The organism is Actinomadura livida, assembly GCF_014648675.1.
Classification (GTDB): domain Bacteria; phylum Actinomycetota; class Actinomycetes; order Streptosporangiales; family Streptosporangiaceae; genus Spirillospora; species Spirillospora livida.
Genome location: NZ_BMRO01000014.1, coordinates 60,360 through 76,091 on the forward strand (window position 1 = coordinate 60,360; position 15,732 = coordinate 76,091).

Here is a 15,732-nt window from a genome sequence, read left to right on the forward strand (position 1 = left end):
CCCCGAAGCTCCCGCTCCCTCCGCGAACGCGCCCGCCGAGGCCACGGTGACCGATGTCACAGCCGGGCGGGACGACCGGCCGCGCCCCGGCCCGCAGGGCGACATCTCCCCCGAGCAGGTGCGCGAGCATCTCCGCCGCCGGGCGATCTTCCTGCGCGAACTGGCCGAGGCCCGTGAGCTGCGCCGCCGGGTCACCCCGCACCGGTCGCGGCGCGCCCGCATCCACGCGGCGCTCCGCCGCCGGACCTTCCGCATAAATTGACGCGGATCGAGTAGGTTCCTTCCGCTGGGCACGGGTTCGCGGCGCTGACTCCCGGTCTCACACGCGGGTGCGGCGCCCAGTTTCGCGTTGGTGCACGCTCGGACCGCCGCATCTGGGACCATGCCCTGGCAGGAGACGCGCCGGTGGGGTGGAAATGACGGATGTGGACGCGACGGACTTCGCCGTCGTGGTGTACCGGGAAGACGAGGGCTGGGAGGCCGAGATCCTCCCGGTCGCGTTGACCGAGGACCTCGCGGGGCTGATCCATGCCCTGCGCCAGCAGCCGAGCCTCGGCGGCACGATCGGGCTGGTCTCGGTCGGCGACGACTTCTTCGTGGCGATCCGCCTGCTCGGCGACGACGTCATGGTGTTCCTGTCGGACGTCACGGCCTCGGTCGACTGGCCGCTGGCCGGCCAGGTCCTCGACTACCTGGACATCCCGATCCCCGAGGAGGAGGAACTCGACCAGGTCCTCCCCGTCGGCGACATGTCGATCTTCGCCGACCTCGGCCTGGACGAGATGGAGCTCGGCGCCATCTCCGGCGACCTGGAGCTCTACCCGGACGAGATGCTGCTCAGCATCGCCGGCCGCATCGGCTTCGCCCCCGCCTTCGAACGCGCCATGGACGCCGTCGCCTGACCTGACTCTCACGGCGCACCGGACACCGGCGCACCGATACAACGGGCGGTTTGCCGGGAATCGAGCCGATCCGGCGGTGGTAAGGGGTGTGACCGACGCAACCCCGTGGGTCACAATTAGCACGTGACCCAATTCGCCGCCGTGTTCGCGCAGACCCCGCAGGGCTGGGTCGGCATGGAGGCCGCCCTGGCGGAGGCAGAACACGTCGATGACGTCGCCGACCTGATGCGCGAGGCGGCCGTCGAGACCTACGGCGACCCCGTCGTGCTGCTGATCGAGCAGGACGACGACTGGTTCGCGGTCGTCCGGCTGGACGGCCAGGACGAGCCGCGCGCCTACGTGTCCACCGTCCGCGAGGACGGGCTCGGCGCCCTGTTCCAGCAGCTCGTCGGCGAGGTCCCGGACGGCGACCCCGGCGGCGACCCGGCCCTCCTCGAAGACCTCGGCGTCGACGCCAAGCAGCTCAGCGACCTGGGCGAGAGCGCGCTGCCCGGCGACGCGCTGCTCGCCGTCGCCGAGAACGCCGGCTTCGGCGAGGAGTTCGACCACCTCCGTGGCTGACCCCGTGACCGGACCGGGCGGCGGCGGGGCGGCGGGCGACCCGGTGCTCGACGGGTTCGTCCCGGCGATGCGGCTGGCGCTGGGCGAGGCGCGCGAGGCGTTCGCGGACGGGGAGATCCCGGTCGGGGCGGTCGTCCTGGACGCGTCCGGCGAGGTCATCGGCACCGGCCGCAACGACCGGGAGCGCTCGGCGGACCCGACCGGGCACGCGGAGATCGTCGCGATGCGGGCGGCCGCGTCCGCCCTCGGGGAGTGGCGCCTGTCGGGCTGCACGCTGGTCGTGACCCTGGAGCCGTGCACGATGTGCGCGGGAGCGTCCGTCCAGGCCCGCCTGGCCCGCGTCGTCTACGGCGCGGTCGACCTGAAGGCCGGCGCGGTCGGCTCGCTGTGGGACGTCGTACGCGACCGGCGCCTCAACCACAGGCCGGAGGTCGTCGCCGAGGTCCTGGCCGACGAGTGCGGCGCGCTGCTCACCGAGTTCTTCACGCACCGCAGATTCGGGTAGGCTCTCCCGCGGTGGTGTCGCCTAGTGGACGAGGGCGCACGCCTCGAAAGCGTGTGAAGTGCAAGCTTCCGTGGGTTCGAATCCCACCACCACCGCCATTCTGAACCGCCCCGGCGCGCGCCGCGGGGCCGGGTCTTCGAGGACGGGGGACGGACGGCCCCTGAACCGGCCGCGCTAGGCTGCCGCCCGTGCCTGAGGATCTTGGGGAACTCCTGGCCGGAAGATACCGGCTCCTCACACTGATCGGCCGCGGCGGCATGGGCGCGGTATGGCGCGCCTGGGACTCCGAACTCGGCCGCACGGTCGCGGTCAAGGAACTGCGGCTGCCCGAGCACGTCGGAGCGGACGAACGCCGCGTCTGCTACGCCCGGATGGACCGTGAGGCCCGCGCCGCGGGACGGCTCCGGCATCCCGGGATCATCACCGTCCACGACCGGGTGTCCGGCGAGGACGGCCGCCCGTGGATCGTGATGGAGTTCGTCGAGGGCGGCTCGCTGCAGGACCTCCTGGCCGACGAGAAGCGCCTGCCGGTCGGCCGGGTCGCCCGGATCGGCGCGCAGATGCTGGCGGCGCTGCGCCTGGCCCACCGCCACGGCATCGTGCACCGCGACGTCAAGCCCGCCAACGTGCTGCTCGAAGGCGACCGGGTCGTGCTGACCGACTTCGGCATCGCCGCATTGGACGGCGACGTCACCCTCACCCGGTCCGGCGCCATCATCGGCACCCCGGCGTTCATGGCCCCCGAGCAGGTCCGCGGGAAGGCCGCGACCCCCGAATCGGACCTGTGGTCGCTGGGCGCCACCCTCTTCGCGGCGGTCGAGGGCGGCCCGCCGTTCACCGGCACCAGCCCCGGCTCGGTCTTCGTCGCCATAGCCACCGAGGACCCCGCTCCCTGCGTCCACGCCGGGCCGCTAGGCGAGGTGCTCACCGGTCTCCTCCGCAAGGACCCGGCGGAACGGCTGACCGCGGACCGCGCGGAGGAACTCCTGACCGCCCTCGCCGCCGAGCCCGCTCCGGCGCCGCCCACCGACGACCGGGCGGCCGCCCAGCCGGGACCACCCCCGCGTCCGGTCCCGCACGTTCAGACGCCGCCACCCGGGCCCCCGCCGCAACCCGCGCCGCCGGGGAACTGGGCGGGCCCCACACGGCGGGGAGCGCCGTCGCCGTCCGCGCGGCCGAGCCTCCCGCTCCTCATCGGCGGCCTGGCCGCCGCGTCCGCGTTGCTCCTCGTGACCGGCGCGGCGGTTTTCTGGCCGGACGGCGGCAACGCCCCGGCCGCCGAGACATCCGGCTCCGGGCCGGCCAGCAGCCCGCCTGCTCCGCCGACTCCCGGTCCGGTGAGCACAGGCAAGGCGTACCGCACCCTCAAGACCCCCGACTGGGCGCGCTCCGTGTCGTTCAGTCCGGATGGGCAGGCACTGGCCGCCGGGCTTGAGGGTGGCTCCATCAGGCTGTGGAACATGCCCGGCGGCGACGTCGACGCAACGATGAAGGTCGACGCGCGCTCGGTTCCCCTGGTGGCGTTCAGGAAGAACGGGAAAAGCCTGATCAGCGGCCAGTGGGACGGCTCGGTGCGGCTCTGGAACGTGGCATCCCGAAGTTCCTCGATCATCGTGCCCGCCCCCGACGGCTCCGGCGGCATCGCGGTGAGCCCCGACGGGACCATGGTCGCGCGGAGCGAAGGAAAGAAGATCCGACTCTCGGACGTGGCGGAGAAGCGCACAGCCCGCGTCCTGAGCGGCCACACCGAGTCCGTCGGTTCCGTCGCGTTCAGCCAGGACGGCAAGCTTCTGGCCAGTTCGAGCACCCTCAGTGACACCGTGCGGATCTGGGACGTGGCGTCAGGCCGCAGCCTCCGGGACATCCCCAGCGAGCCACTCGCCATCTTCGCCGACGACCTGGCCTTCGCCCCGGACGGCAGGACTTTGGCCAAGAGCAATGACGACAACAGCATCCAACTCTGGGACGTCGCCAGGGGCAAGCCGACCGCAACCCTCACCAACGAGGAGGACGACAGCTACTTCGCCCTGGCGTTCAGCCCAGACGGGAAGACCCTCGCCGCCGGCACCGGCAGAAACGGTATCCAGCTGTGGGACGTCCCAAGCGCCCGCGTGACCACGATCCTGTCCGGCCATGAATCCACGGTCGGCGGACTCGCCTTCAGCTCAGACGGCAGAACCCTGGCCAGCGCCAGCACCGACAAAACCGTCCGCCTATGGCACGTCCCCTGACGGCACCCGTTCAGCCGACCGTTACGAGGGCTACGCCGGCTACGGCTATTGCCATGCCGAGGCGTTGGATGGCGCGGAGGCGTTCGGTGTAGGCGACTCTTGCCAGGAGGACGGTGATGGCCGGGTAGAGGGACGTGAGGACGGCGGCGAGGCTGAGCATGCCCTTGTGGGCGGCCAGGAAGTAGAGGACGTTCGCGCCCGCGTCGAGGGTGCCGGACAGCAGGGCCAGTCCGATCAGCGTGCGTCCGGACAGGCGGGGGCCGAGGTCGCCGCCGCGGAGGGCCAGGGCCAGGAGCGCGGCGGCGACGATGACCACGTTGCCGACGCGGGCGCCGACGATCGGCCAGAGGCCGCTGCCGTCCCCCGCGGTCTTCAGCAGGACGAAGAAGACGCCGAAGCAGGTGCCGGACAGCCCGGCCATGAGCGGGCCCGAGTCGAGGTGGCGCCGCCAGCCGGGCGCGGTGGCCGCCGCGCTGCGCTCGTCGCCGGCCTCCATGCTGACCAGGGCGATCGCGACGAGGCACAGCAGGACGCCGGCGGCGACGGACACGTCCAGCCGCTCGCCCCGGGTGATGCCCACGGCCACCGGCAGGACCGCGGCGGCGAGCGCGGACACCGGCGCCACCACGTTCATCGGCCCCCGCGCGAGCGCCCGGTAGAAGGCGATCAGGCCCGCCCCGCCGGCCAGGCCCGCCGTGAAGCCCCAGGCGATCGGGCCGGGGGCGGCGCCGCCGCCGGCGAGGAGCGCGGACACCAGGATGATCACGAAGCCGACGGGGACGCACCAGCTCAGGGTGCGCAGGGCCGTCGACCGGCGTGTCACGGCGCCGCCGAGGAAGTCGGCCACGCCGTAGGCGAGGGCCGCGCTCAGGGCGAGGACCGTGACCATCACCGCCCGCCGATCAGCCGGCTCGCGACGCGCGCGTCCGGGGCGATCTGGCGGAGCATGGCGGCCAGCCGGTCGCCCGCCTCGGCGAGCCGGTCGAGCGGGTAGGGCTCCAGGCGTTCGAGCAGGAAGAGGCCGTTCTTCGTGTGCTCGGTCAGGCGGGTCCGGACGCATTGCCGCCAGTTCCAGCGGCGGCAGGTGACGCCCGCGTCGTCGCGCCAGACGACCTCCCCGGCGGCGGGGTGCTCGACGGCGGGCTCCCCGCCCGCGACCACGTCGAACGGCTCGTCGCCGGTGGCCCTGACCAGGCGCGCGGGGCCCTGGTAGGCGTCGAGGTCCTCGCCGCCGATCGGCAGCGCGTACTCGACGCTGACGGCGTTGTAGGCGTCCACGACCTTGTTGATGGAGGGGAGGGCGTCGGCCCGGCGGAGGAGCGCGTCGACGGAGGGGCGGGTGCGCTGGGGCTTGGAGCCGAAGGCCCGGTAGGCGTCGCGCCATGCCTCCACGTGCGGGTCGGCGGCGTCCGCCTTCCCGGCCGCCTCGGCCAGCCAGCCCTGCGACTCCGCGTCGCCGGGCCCGTTGACCAGCCCTTCGGCGGTCATCACGAGCACGGCGAAATCGGGACGCAGCTCCCGGACGGCCTCGTCGACCTCGATCCGCTCCAGCATCTCCACCCTCCGACGGTCACTTTAATGACATATGGATGTCAGTATAACGACCACGGCCGTTGACGAGCACCTCGCGGACCCATCGGTCCCGCGGCTGGACGTGCAGCCTCCAGTAGTGCTCGGCGATGTCGTCCGGATCGAAGTCCGTGCCGGGAGCGACCGGGCCGGCCACGGTGACGCTCGCCACGTGCACGCCGGACGGCCCGTACTCCTGGTCGAGCAGCTCCGCGAGGGTCCGCACCCCCGCCTTGCCGAGCGAGAGGCTCACGTACCGCCGTTTCGGCTCGGGCATCCCCCCGGTCATGATGAACGACCCGCCGCCGCGCCGCGCCATCGCCGGTGCGAGATGGGCGGCGGCGGTCAGCGCACCGAGCACGTTCACCGTCCACGCGTCCAGCTGGGCGCGGACCGGCAGCTCACCGGGCGCGTCCGCCTGGATCTTCGCCGCGTTGTACACGACGGCGTCGGGTGGGCCGAGTTCGGCGGTCACCTCGTCCAGGGCGTCGCGCAGGGCGTCCTCGTCGGCGCTGTCGGCCACCCGGGTCATGACGCGGGCGTCCCGCGGCTCGATGCTCTCGGCCGCCTCCTTCAACGTCCGCTCCCCGCGCGCGATGAGGGCGACCGGCATCCCCTCCCGCGCGAACCGGCGGGCCACGGCGCCGCCGATCCCCGGTCCCGCACCGATGATCACTGCTCCGCTCATCAGAACCTCCTGCTGGTCGGCGACAATGGGACGGTAAAGCGTGACATCGATGTGAAGGTCAACCCGGAGGACGCGATGCGGATCGGTGAACTGGCCGGCGCGACAGGGGTGAGCCGGCGGCTGCTGCGCTACTACGAGGAGCAGGGGCTCCTCAAGCCCGTCCGGCGCCCGAACGGCTATCGGGAGTACTCCCCGTCGGACGTCGCCGCGGTCCGCCACATCCGCGCCCTGCTCGCGGCCGGCTTCCCCACGGCGGTGATCGCCCGGCTGCTGGACTGCGTGCACGACGTGGACGGCCGGGTGGTGCCGTCGCCCTGCCCGGCCATGGTCAGCGAACTGCGCCGCGAGCGTGATCGCGTGACCGAGGCCCTCGACCGCCTGGAGGCGTCCCGGCGCGTGCTCGACTCGATGCTGACGTCCGTCCTCAGCCGGAGCGCCTGACATCGGGGGAGGCCGTCGAGGCTTCGGGGGCCGATACGGGCCTGCGGGACACTGATCACGTGGTGGGACCGGGATGGCTGGAGGGCGATTGAGCGAGCAGGGCGCGATCGGGGAGGCCGTGGCGCGGACCGTCCGGGCCCTCCGGGCCGGGCACGGGTGGAGCCTGGACGAGCTGGCGGGGCGCGCCGGGGTGAGCAAGGGCGTCCTGGTGGGGCTGGAGCAGGGGCGCGGCAACCCGAACCTGGGGACGCTCATCCGCATCTCGGACGCGCTGGGCGTGCCGCTGACCCGGCTGGTGCAGGTCGAGGAGGAGCCGCCGGTGCGGATGTTCCGGCCGGAGCGGCACGTGGTGCTGTGGGAGGGCGAGCACGGCGGGACGGGGACGCTGCTCGCCGGGAGCGATCCGCGGCCGTCGCTGGAGCTGTGGCAGTGGCACCTGCGGCCGGGGGAGACGCGGGAGAGCGACGCGCACGTGCCCGGCACCAAGGAGATCGTCTACGTGCAGGAGGGGACGCTGACGCTCGGCGTCGACGGCCGGACGGATCTCGTGGAGGCGGGCGCGGCGGCCGTGTTCGTCGGCGACCGCCCCCACTCCTACGGCAACGCGGGCAAGGGGGAGGTCCGCTTCGTGCTGGCCGTCCTCGACCTCTGAGCCGGGGCCCGGGGGTCAGGAGTTCAGGCGGACGGGCATCACCAGGTAGCGGTAGCCGGTGTCGGCCTGGTCTCCGGGGGCGTCCTCGTCGTCGTCCTTCTTGTCGGGGATGGCGGTGAGCAGGGCCGCCTTGGTGGGGCCCGCGCATTCGAGGCGGGCGTACTCGGTGTCGATTCCGGCCAGGCCGTCCAGGAGGTACTGCGGGGCGAACGCGATGTCGATGTCGTCGCCGGTGAACTCGACCTCAAGGCTCTCGTTGGCGCGGGCGGAGTCGCCGGTCGCGGCTCGGATGCGGACCTCGCCGGAGGTGAACGCGAGCTGGATCGGGGTGCCGCGCTCGGTGACGAGGGCGGCCCGCTTGAGTGCCTCGGTGAACGGGGCGACGCGGATCTCTGCGATGGACGACCAGGTGCCGGTCAGCCGGGACTTGTAGTTGATGTACTGGTCGTCCAGGAGACGGCTGGTCATGCTGCGGCCGCCGCCGGAGACGCCGATGAGGTTGTCGCCGGCGCCGCCCAGGCTGATGGTGACGTCCTCGCCGCGCCGGATCGCCTTGGCCGTGTCGGCGAGGGTCCGGGCGGGGACGACGACGCCCGCGGTGAAGCCGGCATCGGCGGGGGACCAGGTCAGCTCGCGTGCGGCGATGCGGTAGCGGTCGGTGCAGGCCATCCACATCGTGTCGCCCTCGATGTCGATGCGGACGCCGGTGAGCATCGGCAGGGTGTCGTCGCGCCCGGCGGCGGGAGTGACCTGGCCGATCGCGGTGGCGAACAGGTCGCTCGGGATGGTGCCGGCCTGGGCGGGCGGCTCGGGAAGGGTGGGGTAGTCCTCGACCGGGAGCGTGCGGAGCCCGAACTCGGCGGGGCCGCAGCGGACCACGACCTCGGCGCCCTTGGTGAAGATGTCCACAGGCTGTGGAGGAAGGTTCCGCACGATGTCCGACAGCAGCCGCCCGGGGACGAGGACGAGGCCCGGCTCGGTGACGGTGGCATCGTCCCGGGCACGGGCGGACACCTCGTAGTCGAACCCGGCGAGGGTCAGTTCCCCCTCGGCGGTCGCCTCGATGAGCATGCCCGCGAGGACGGGCAGGGCGGGACGGGCCGGCAGCGTCCGGGCCGCCCACGCCACGGCGTCGGCGAGGGTCTGGCGGTCGACTCGGAGCTCCACCTTGATCAGCCTTCCGCGGGTCGGGTCTTTACGAGCACGGTAACCGCCGCCACTGACAGGTTGTGCCGTCCCTGTCGTCAGAAGAGGGCGTGCTGCGTGGTGCTGGTCTCGCGTTCGAAGTCGAGGAGGTAGCGCTTGCGGTCGAGCCCACCGCCGTAGCCGGTGAGGCCGCCGGTGGAGCCGATGACGCGGTGGCAGGGGACGATGACGCCGATCGGGTTGCGGCCGTTGGCGAGGCCCACGGCACGGGAGGCCGACGGCTTGCCCAGCTCCGCGGCGAGTTCGCCGTAGGTGGCGGTCTCGCCGTAGGGGATTTCCTGGAGCAGCGACCAGACCCGCTTCTGGAAGGGCGTCCCGTTGAGGGTGAGCGGCAGGTCGAACTTGGTCAGCTCACCGGCGAAGTACGCGGAGAGCTGTTCGGCGACGGTCGCGAAGGGCTCGTCATGGGGGTCGCCAGGGACGCCGAAGGTCTCCGCAGGAGGACGATGACGCTGCACCTCCATGTAGAGGGCGCAGAGGGCACCTTCCTGGGCCATCAGCGTCAGTGGGCCTACGGGGCTGTCCACGACGACGTGCGTCGGGTTCATGGAAGCATCCTCTCGTGGTCAGGAGGCGGGCAGCAGGTTGATGGGATGGTCGCTCGTGGCCCACAGGTACTGGACGGCGTACGCGCGCCAGGGCCGCCACCGTGCGGCACGACGGGTGAGCGCCGCAGGCGTCGACGGAAGGTCGAGCGCCTTGGCGGCACCGCGGATGCCCAGGTCGCTCGGGATGAACGCGTCGGGGTCTCCGAGGGCCCGCATCGCGATGGTCTCGATGGTCCACGGACCGAAGCCGGGGAGGGCGGCCAAGCGCGCGCGGGCCTCTTCCCAATCGCTCCCTACACCGAGGTCGATCTCGTCTTTCGCGAGTGCGTTCACGAGGGTCGTGAGGGTGGTTCGGCGTGTTTGCGGGAAGGCGAGTGACTCCGGGTCGAGTTCCGCCAGGGCGGACGGGGTCGGGAACAGGTGGGTGAGTCCGCCGCCTGGGTCGTCCACGGGGTCGCCGTAGGCGGTGACGAGCCGTCCGGCGTGGGTTCGGGCGGCGGCCGTGGACACCTGCTGCCCCAGGACGGCGCGTACGGCGAACTCGGGGGCGTCCACGGTCCGCGGGACGCGCCGCCCAGGGGCCTTGGCGACCAGTGGCGCCAGGGCGGGGTCGTCGCGGAGGAGGTCGTCCACGGCGACGGGATCGGCGTCGAGGTCGAGCATCCAGCGGCAGCGGCTGATCGCGATGGTGAGGTCGCGCAGGTCGCTCAGGCTGAGCGTGCAGGCGACGTGGTCGGGCCGGGGCCGCAGCGTCGCGATGCCGTGTCCGTGGGGCAGCCGCAGGGTGCGGCGGAACGCGCCGTCCCGCCACTCCTCGACGCCGGGGACGGCCGTGGCCGCGAGATGGCCGAACAGGTTGTCGGGGCAGAGCGGCGCCCGGAACGGCAGCCGCAGCGACAGCGCCCCCGAACCCGCGGGCGGGTGGCCCTTGGCGACACGGTCGCGCAGCCCGGTCGGCGTCAGCGCGAACACCTCGCGGACGGTGTCGTTGAAGGCGCGGATACTGGCGAAGCCCGCCGCGAACGCGACGTCCCCCATCGGAAGGGCGGTCGTTTCGATGAGGAGCCTCGCCGTCTGAGCGCGCTGGGCCCGCGCCAGGGCGAGTGGGCCGGCGCCCAGTTCGGCGTTGAGCTGGCGCTCGATCTGGCGTGTGCTGTAGCCGAGCCGCGCCGCAAGCCCTGGGACGCCCTCACGGTCGACCACGCCGTCGGCGATGAGCCGCATCGCGCGGGCGACGACGTCCGCGCGGTGGTTCCATTCCGGTGAGCCGGGGCTGGTGTCGGGGCGGCAGCGCTTGCAGGCGCGGAACCCGGCCTGCTGTGCGGCTGCGGCGCTGGGGTAGAAGCGCATGTTGCCGGGCTTGGGCGGCACGACGGGGCAGCTCGGGCGGCAGTAGATGCCGGTGGTGACGACGCCGGTGAAGAACCATCCGTCGAACCGGGCGTCCTTCGCTTGGACGGCCCGTACGCACCTTTCCGCGTCCTCATGCATGTCCTCCAGCATCACCGACGCTCACGTGGTCTCACTGGCGGAAATCCGACATCAACCCCCGGTGCGGCCCGGGCATGACCTCCCGGGTAATCGATCTTCCGCCGCGGCGTTGGCAGCGTAGGGGGCACCGGGAGGAACCCGGCCGATCAGACGGGAGTCAAGAGATGAGCGACGTTCAGCAGCGGATCGAGCGGTACCTGGCCATCTGGAACGAGACGGACCCGGCCGCGCGCCGCGCCGCGATCGGCGAGATGTGGACGGAGCGGCCCCTGTACGTCGACCCGCTCGGCGTGGCCGAGGGGCGGGACGCGATCGACGGCTTCATCGGCGCGGCGCAGCAGCAGTTCCCCGGCATGGTGTTCCGCCCGGCGGGCACCGTGGACGCCCACCACAACATCGCCCGCTTCACCTGGGAGCTCGGCCCCGAGGGCGGTGAGGCGCTCGTGGTCGGCTTCGACGTGGCGGTCTTCGCCGACGACGGGCGCTTCGACCGCGTCCACGGCTTCCTCGACAAGGTGCCCGGATAACGCGGATCAGGCACCGCAGAGCCGGCGGAGTGCGCCGCCGTCCACTCCGTCGGCTCCTCAGGTGCGTCGCAGGAACGACCAGACGAGGGCCGCGCCGGCGAGGACGATCGCGGCGTTCACCGCGGTCGCGGTGTGGATGCCGCCGAGTACGGAGGCGTTGGCGGTGGCCACGGCGCTCATCACGGGGATGCCGAGCGTGATGGCCACCTGCTGCGTCATGGTGGCGACGCCGGTCGCGAGGCCCTGCTCGCGGTCCGGCAGCCCGGACGTCACGGTCCCCATGAACGCGACGATCGCGACGAGGTTCCCGAATCCGCCGATCGCGGTCGCGGCCAGCAGCAGCCAGAGCCCGCCGCGCGAGTCCCCGAGCCCGAGCAGCGCCGCCGTCGCCGCGGCCTGCAGGACGAGCCCGCCGGCGAGGGTCGTCCGGCCGCCGAACCGGCCCATGATGCGGGGCGCGGCGACCCCGCCGGCGAACGTCCCGGCGCCGAGGACGCCGAGCGCGAGCCCGGTGGCCAGCGGCGAGAAGCCGAGGACCTTCTGCAGGTAGAGCGTCATCAGGAACACCAGCGACGTCTCGGTGGCGAACGCCACGAAACCGCCCGCGCTGCCCCAGCTGACGGTCCGCCGCGCCAGCACGCCCAGCGGCGCGAGCGGGGCGGGGGACCGCCGCTCCACCAGGACGAACGCGACCAGCAGGGCGGCCGCGGCGGCCAGCGCGCCGAGCGCGAGCGGGTCGCCCCATCCCCGGGACCCGGCGGACGTGATCCCGTACACCAGGGCGAGGAGCCCGCCGGTGACGGTGATCGCGCCGGGAACGTCCAGTTTCGCGCCGTCCCGTGACCGGCTCTCGCTGATCAGCAAGGGGGTGACCGTGAGGATCAGCACCGCCACCGGCACGTTGACCAGGAAGGCCCAGCGCCAGCTCAGCGCGTCCGTGAGCACCCCGCCGAGGATCGCGCCCACGGTGAACCCGGCGGACATCAGCGCGCCGCTGAGCCCGAGCGCCCGGGTCCGCAGCGGTCCTTCGGGGAACGACGTGGTGATCAGCGAAAGCGCGGCCGGTGTGGCGATCGCCGTGGCCAGGCCCTGCATGATCCGCCCGGTCAGCAGCATCGCCGGTGCGGTGGCCAGCCCGCCGATCAGGGAGCCCGCCGCCAGGAGGGCCATGCCCGCCAGCAGCATCCGGCGGCGTCCGAACAGGTCCGCGACGCGCCCGAACAGCAGCGTGAACCCGGCGGCGGGGAGCGCGAACGCAGTCGCGATCCACTGCAGCTCGTCCAGCCCGAAGCCGAGCCCCCGGCCGACGACGGGTAGGGCCACGTTGAGGATGGAGAAATCGATGGCGAGCATGAACTGCGCGCCCAAGAGCAGGGTGAGTATCAGCCTGTGCCGTGACGACATCCGCGCAGGGGGAGCGGGAGCGTCGGTGATGAGTGCGCTCATGGCAGAGACCATCGCGCCGCAGGTCGCGCCTACCCAGCCCCCGGCCGTTCGTACCACCCGCAGTAGCAGGCTCCGTCCCGGGAGCTAGCACGAACCTGGCTCCACGGCGTGACGGCCGTTCGAGGGACCTTTCCGTAGGGTCGAGATCGCTCGGCCACAAAACACGGGGGTCATCTTGCGTCGTCACCTTGCATTCGTCGCCATGGCAGCGGCAGGGGTCACCGCGTTGAGCGCATGCGGGATGGCCTTCGCGTCGACCTTCGAGGACGACGCCGCTCTGGAGGGCGGCATCACCGCGGTCGAACTGGACGACATCGGCGCGGGCCGGGTCACGCTGCGCGGCGGCGCGTCCAAGGCCACCGTCCACCGCGAGGTCAAGTACCGCGGCGACAGACCGGAAGGGCGGACGCACCGGATCGAGGACGGCGTCCTGAAGCTGCGCGGCTGCGGCTCGCGCTGCTCGGTGCACTACACGGTCGACCTGCCGGCGGGCCTTCCGGTGAGCGGTGACACGTCCAGCGGGTCGATCAGGCTGTCCCGCGTGGGCAAGGTGGACGTGTCGACCAGCTCGGGTTCGATCCACCTGGACGACGTCTCTGGCACGGTCAAGGCGAAGACGTCCAACGGCGAGATCGAGGGACGCGGCCTGAAAGGCGGCGAGACCGACGTGGAGACGTCGAACGGCGAGATCACCCTGCGACCGGCCAAACCGCAGAACATCCGGGCGAAGACGTCTAACGGCGAGATCAAGGTCACCGTCCCGGCGGCGTCCTACCGGGTGTCCGCGCGCACCGGCAACGGCGACCGGAAGATCGATGTCCCGAACGCCCCGTCCGCCCGGTACGGCCTGGATCTGACGACGAGCAACGGCGACATCACCGTCAGGCCCGCCGGATAGCCTCTGCGCATGGCGCGCAACGCCGAGCTCGGCGAGTTCCTCAGGTCGCGGCGGGCGCGGCTGCGGCCCGAGGACGTGGGCGTCCCGTCCTACGGGAGCCGCCGCCGCGTGCCGGGGCTGCGGCGCGAGGAGCTCGCGCAGCTCGCCGGGGTCAGCGTCGCCTACTACATCCGGCTCGAACAGGGCACGGCCGAAGGGGTGTCCGCCGAGGTCCTCGACGCGGTCTCCCGGGCCCTGCGGCTGGACGGCGACGAGCACGCCCACCTGCACCGCCTCGCGCACCCGCCGCGCCGCCCCCGCGCCGCCGGGCCGCCGCGGCTGCGCGCCCCGCTCCAGCACCTGCTCGACTCGATCACCCACGCGCCCGCGTACGTGGTCGGGCACTACACGAACGTCGTCGCGTGGAACCGGCTCACCGCCGCGGTGTTCGTCGACCTCGCGAACGTCCCGGCCGACGAGCGGACCTGGTCCCACCAGATCCACCTCAACGACGACTACCGGGCGCGGCTCGGGGACAACTGGCCCGCGGTCGCCCGGCGCAACGTCGCCTACCTGCGGTTCCGATCCGGGCAGGACCCGGACGACCCGCGGCTCCGCGCGCTGATCGGCACCCTGCGAGAGCGCAGCCCCGAGTTCGGGCGGATGTGGTCGGCGCACCACGTCACGGACCTGACGCACGGCGAGGCCCGCATCGACCACCCGGACGTGGGGCGGCTCGTCCTGCCGTTCGAGACGCTGCACCTGCCCGGCGACCCGGACCTCAGCCGCCTGATGCTCTACGCCGCCGAGCCGGGTTCCACCTCGGAGGAGGCGCTCCGGAAGCTGGCCGAGACGTCCGCCCATCTGTCCAGCGCCGACCTGGCCGACCGGGAAACGCCGTCCCGCTCCGGGGACTGATCCTCCCGCCGGCGGCGCCGGCGCGGCTACCGTGCTGCCTGTGGACCAGATCGCCTGGTATGAGGACGGCCAGGCGCAGCACGCGCGCTGGCGGTCCGAGAGCGGCGCCCCGCCGCCCCGCCGCGTCGTGGTCGCCGCCGACGACATGCGGGCGGACGACGCCTACCACCTGGCCTGCGAGGGCACCGCCCTGCTCTGGCGCGGCGACTTCCAGAACGCGCGGCAGCTCCTCAACGCGATGGCGCGCCGGATCGACCGTCCTCGACGGCGCCGCCCGCGCAAGGCCGAACCGTCCCAGGTACAGGCGTTCCACCTTCACCGCCTGGCGAGTGCCCAGCGCGCGCGGGCCCTGGCCATGCTGCTCATGCCGTTCGACCCGGGCCACGTCATTCCCTTACGGCGCGCACCGGACGTGCAGGCCGCCTGCATCGAGGTGTACGGCCCGGACGATCGGCCTTACGTGACCCCGTTGCGCGAACTGCTCGGCCTGATCGGCGCGCACGAATGGCGTGTGAAGGGCGTGCCGATCCCCGCGCTGGACGGCGACCGGATCCACCCGCATTACGGCGTCTTCTCACCGGTCAGAGGCGAGTATGTGGACCTCGTCGCCGAAGTGCCCTTACCTTCCGCCAAGGTCGCCTTCGACATCGGGACAGGGACGGGTGTACTCGCGGCAGTCCTAGCGCGTCGCGGCATCGAACGGATCGTTGCCACAGACCACGACCCGCGCGCGCTTGCCTGCGCCAGAGAGAACCTAAAGCGTCTGGATGTGGCGGGACAGGTTGAGGTCGTCCATACCGACCTCTTCCCAGAGGGACGCGCCGGGCTCATCGTCTGCAACCCGCCCTGGGTACCGGCCAAGCCCAGTTCGCCCATGGAACACGCCATCTACGATCCGCGCAGCCGGATGCTCCGCGGCTTCCTCGACGGTCTGGCCGACCACCTGGAACCGGACGGTGAAGGCTGGCTGATCCTCTCCGACCTCGCCGAGCATCTGGGGCTGCGCACACGGGACGACCTGTGCGCCATGTTCTCCTCAGCCGGCCTCCAGGTCACGGGCAAGCACGACACCAAGCCGACCCACCGGCGCGCCTACGACCCCGATGACCCGCTCCACACCGCCCGTGCCGCCGAGACCACCAGCCTTTGGCGCCTCCAGCACTGACCTCT

18 protein-coding genes and 1 tRNA gene are annotated in these 15,732 nt (G+C 72.5%); 12 read left to right on the top strand and 7 right to left on the bottom strand.

The genetic code is table 11. The annotated features are described in order from the left end of the window. From IEZ03_RS29225 to IEZ03_RS29250, 6 genes are all read left to right on the top strand, one after another. A partial coding sequence (locus IEZ03_RS29225) for a hypothetical protein (RefSeq protein WP_229808658.1) occupies nucleotides 1–262 on the top strand: 262 nt, incomplete at its 5' end. 154 nt (nucleotides 263–416) lie between these two features. Continuing rightward, on the top strand, nucleotides 417–902 hold the full coding sequence (locus IEZ03_RS29230) for a tRNA adenosine deaminase-associated protein (protein ID WP_131954600.1): 486 nt from the start codon (nucleotides 417–419) through the stop codon (nucleotides 900–902). A gap of 123 nt (nucleotides 903–1,025) precedes the next feature. Beyond that, nucleotides 1,026–1,463, top strand: coding sequence for a tRNA adenosine deaminase-associated protein (locus tag IEZ03_RS29235; RefSeq protein WP_184890120.1), 438 nt, complete (start codon nucleotides 1,026–1,028; stop codon nucleotides 1,461–1,463). 67 nt (nucleotides 1,464–1,530) lie between these two features. Further along, the gene (tadA, locus tag IEZ03_RS29240) at nucleotides 1,531–1,968 is read left to right on the top strand and encodes a tRNA adenosine(34) deaminase TadA (RefSeq protein ID WP_184891005.1); all 438 of its coding nucleotides are present in this window, start codon (nucleotides 1,531–1,533) and stop codon (nucleotides 1,966–1,968) included. A 10-nt stretch (nucleotides 1,969–1,978) separates the two neighbouring features. Continuing rightward, nucleotides 1,979–2,066, top strand: a tRNA-Ser gene (locus IEZ03_RS29245). Nucleotides 2,067–2,156: 90 nt separating this feature from the next. Then, complete coding sequence (locus tag IEZ03_RS29250) at nucleotides 2,157–4,199, top strand: WD40 repeat domain-containing serine/threonine protein kinase (protein ID WP_184890121.1); 2,043 nt, start codon at nucleotides 2,157–2,159, stop codon at nucleotides 4,197–4,199. Nucleotides 4,200–4,209: 10 nt separating this feature from the next. Here IEZ03_RS29250 and IEZ03_RS29255 read toward each other — a convergent pair whose 3' ends face one another. The 3 genes from IEZ03_RS29255 to IEZ03_RS29265 are packed head-to-tail and all read right to left on the bottom strand — an operon-like array spanning nucleotide 4,210 to nucleotide 6,456. Continuing rightward, the gene (locus IEZ03_RS29255; protein ID WP_184891006.1) at nucleotides 4,210–5,088 is read right to left on the bottom strand and encodes an EamA family transporter; all 879 of its coding nucleotides are present in this window, start codon (nucleotides 5,086–5,088) and stop codon (nucleotides 4,210–4,212) included. Next, nucleotides 5,088–5,753, bottom strand: a complete 666-nt coding sequence (locus tag IEZ03_RS29260; RefSeq protein WP_184891007.1) for a B3/B4 domain-containing protein — start codon at nucleotides 5,751–5,753, stop codon at nucleotides 5,088–5,090. Before IEZ03_RS29260 ends, IEZ03_RS29255 begins: the two co-directional genes overlap by 1 nt. Before the next feature lie 16 nt (nucleotides 5,754–5,769). After that, entirely contained in the window at nucleotides 5,770–6,456 is a 687-nt protein-coding gene (locus tag IEZ03_RS29265; protein ID WP_184890122.1) for an SDR family NAD(P)-dependent oxidoreductase, read from the bottom strand. Nucleotides 6,457–6,507: 51 nt separating this feature from the next. Here IEZ03_RS29265 and IEZ03_RS29270 point away from each other — a divergent pair, with 51 nt between their 5' ends. Beyond that, nucleotides 6,508–6,897, top strand: coding sequence for a MerR family transcriptional regulator (locus IEZ03_RS29270; protein WP_308428005.1), 390 nt, complete (start codon nucleotides 6,508–6,510; stop codon nucleotides 6,895–6,897). A gap of 88 nt (nucleotides 6,898–6,985) precedes the next feature. Next, nucleotides 6,986–7,549, top strand: coding sequence for a helix-turn-helix domain-containing protein (locus tag IEZ03_RS29275; protein WP_184890124.1), 564 nt, complete (start codon nucleotides 6,986–6,988; stop codon nucleotides 7,547–7,549). Nucleotides 7,550–7,564: 15 nt separating this feature from the next. Here the strand turns inward: IEZ03_RS29275 and dnaN are convergent, their stop codons facing one another. The 3 genes from dnaN to IEZ03_RS29290 form a co-directional block, all read right to left on the bottom strand. Beyond that, a complete protein-coding gene (dnaN, locus tag IEZ03_RS29280; protein WP_184890125.1) occupies nucleotides 7,565–8,716 on the bottom strand; it encodes a DNA polymerase III subunit beta in 1,152 nt (383 codons plus the stop codon). Between the two features lie 77 nt (nucleotides 8,717–8,793). Continuing rightward, nucleotides 8,794–9,303, bottom strand: coding sequence for a methylated-DNA--[protein]-cysteine S-methyltransferase (locus IEZ03_RS29285; protein ID WP_184890126.1), 510 nt, complete (start codon nucleotides 9,301–9,303; stop codon nucleotides 8,794–8,796). 18 nt (nucleotides 9,304–9,321) lie between these two features. After that, nucleotides 9,322–10,794, bottom strand: coding sequence for an AlkA N-terminal domain-containing protein (locus tag IEZ03_RS29290; protein ID WP_184890127.1), 1,473 nt, complete (start codon nucleotides 10,792–10,794; stop codon nucleotides 9,322–9,324). 164 nt (nucleotides 10,795–10,958) lie between these two features. Here IEZ03_RS29290 and IEZ03_RS29295 point away from each other — a divergent pair, with 164 nt between their 5' ends. Next, complete coding sequence (locus tag IEZ03_RS29295; RefSeq protein ID WP_184890128.1) at nucleotides 10,959–11,321, top strand: nuclear transport factor 2 family protein; 363 nt, start codon at nucleotides 10,959–10,961, stop codon at nucleotides 11,319–11,321. A 57-nt stretch (nucleotides 11,322–11,378) separates the two neighbouring features. On the opposite strand, the gene IEZ03_RS29300 is transcribed toward IEZ03_RS29295, so the two are convergent. Further along, on the bottom strand, nucleotides 11,379–12,767 hold the full coding sequence (locus IEZ03_RS29300; protein ID WP_184890129.1) for an MFS transporter: 1,389 nt from the start codon (nucleotides 12,765–12,767) through the stop codon (nucleotides 11,379–11,381). Between the two features lie 202 nt (nucleotides 12,768–12,969). Between IEZ03_RS29300 and IEZ03_RS29305 the strand changes: the two genes are divergently transcribed. Genes IEZ03_RS29305 through IEZ03_RS29315 form a run of 3 tightly spaced genes read left to right on the top strand, consistent with a single transcriptional unit; the run spans nucleotide 12,970 to nucleotide 15,727 of the window. Continuing rightward, entirely contained in the window at nucleotides 12,970–13,665 is a 696-nt protein-coding gene (locus tag IEZ03_RS29305) for a DUF4097 family beta strand repeat-containing protein (RefSeq protein WP_184890130.1), read from the top strand. A gap of 9 nt (nucleotides 13,666–13,674) precedes the next feature. Further along, on the top strand, nucleotides 13,675–14,562 hold the full coding sequence (locus IEZ03_RS29310; protein WP_184890131.1) for a helix-turn-helix domain-containing protein: 888 nt from the start codon (nucleotides 13,675–13,677) through the stop codon (nucleotides 14,560–14,562). 40 nt (nucleotides 14,563–14,602) lie between these two features. Further along, nucleotides 14,603–15,727, top strand: coding sequence for a methyltransferase (locus IEZ03_RS29315; RefSeq protein WP_184890132.1), 1,125 nt, complete (start codon nucleotides 14,603–14,605; stop codon nucleotides 15,725–15,727). Nucleotides 15,728–15,732 lie beyond the last annotated feature (5 nt).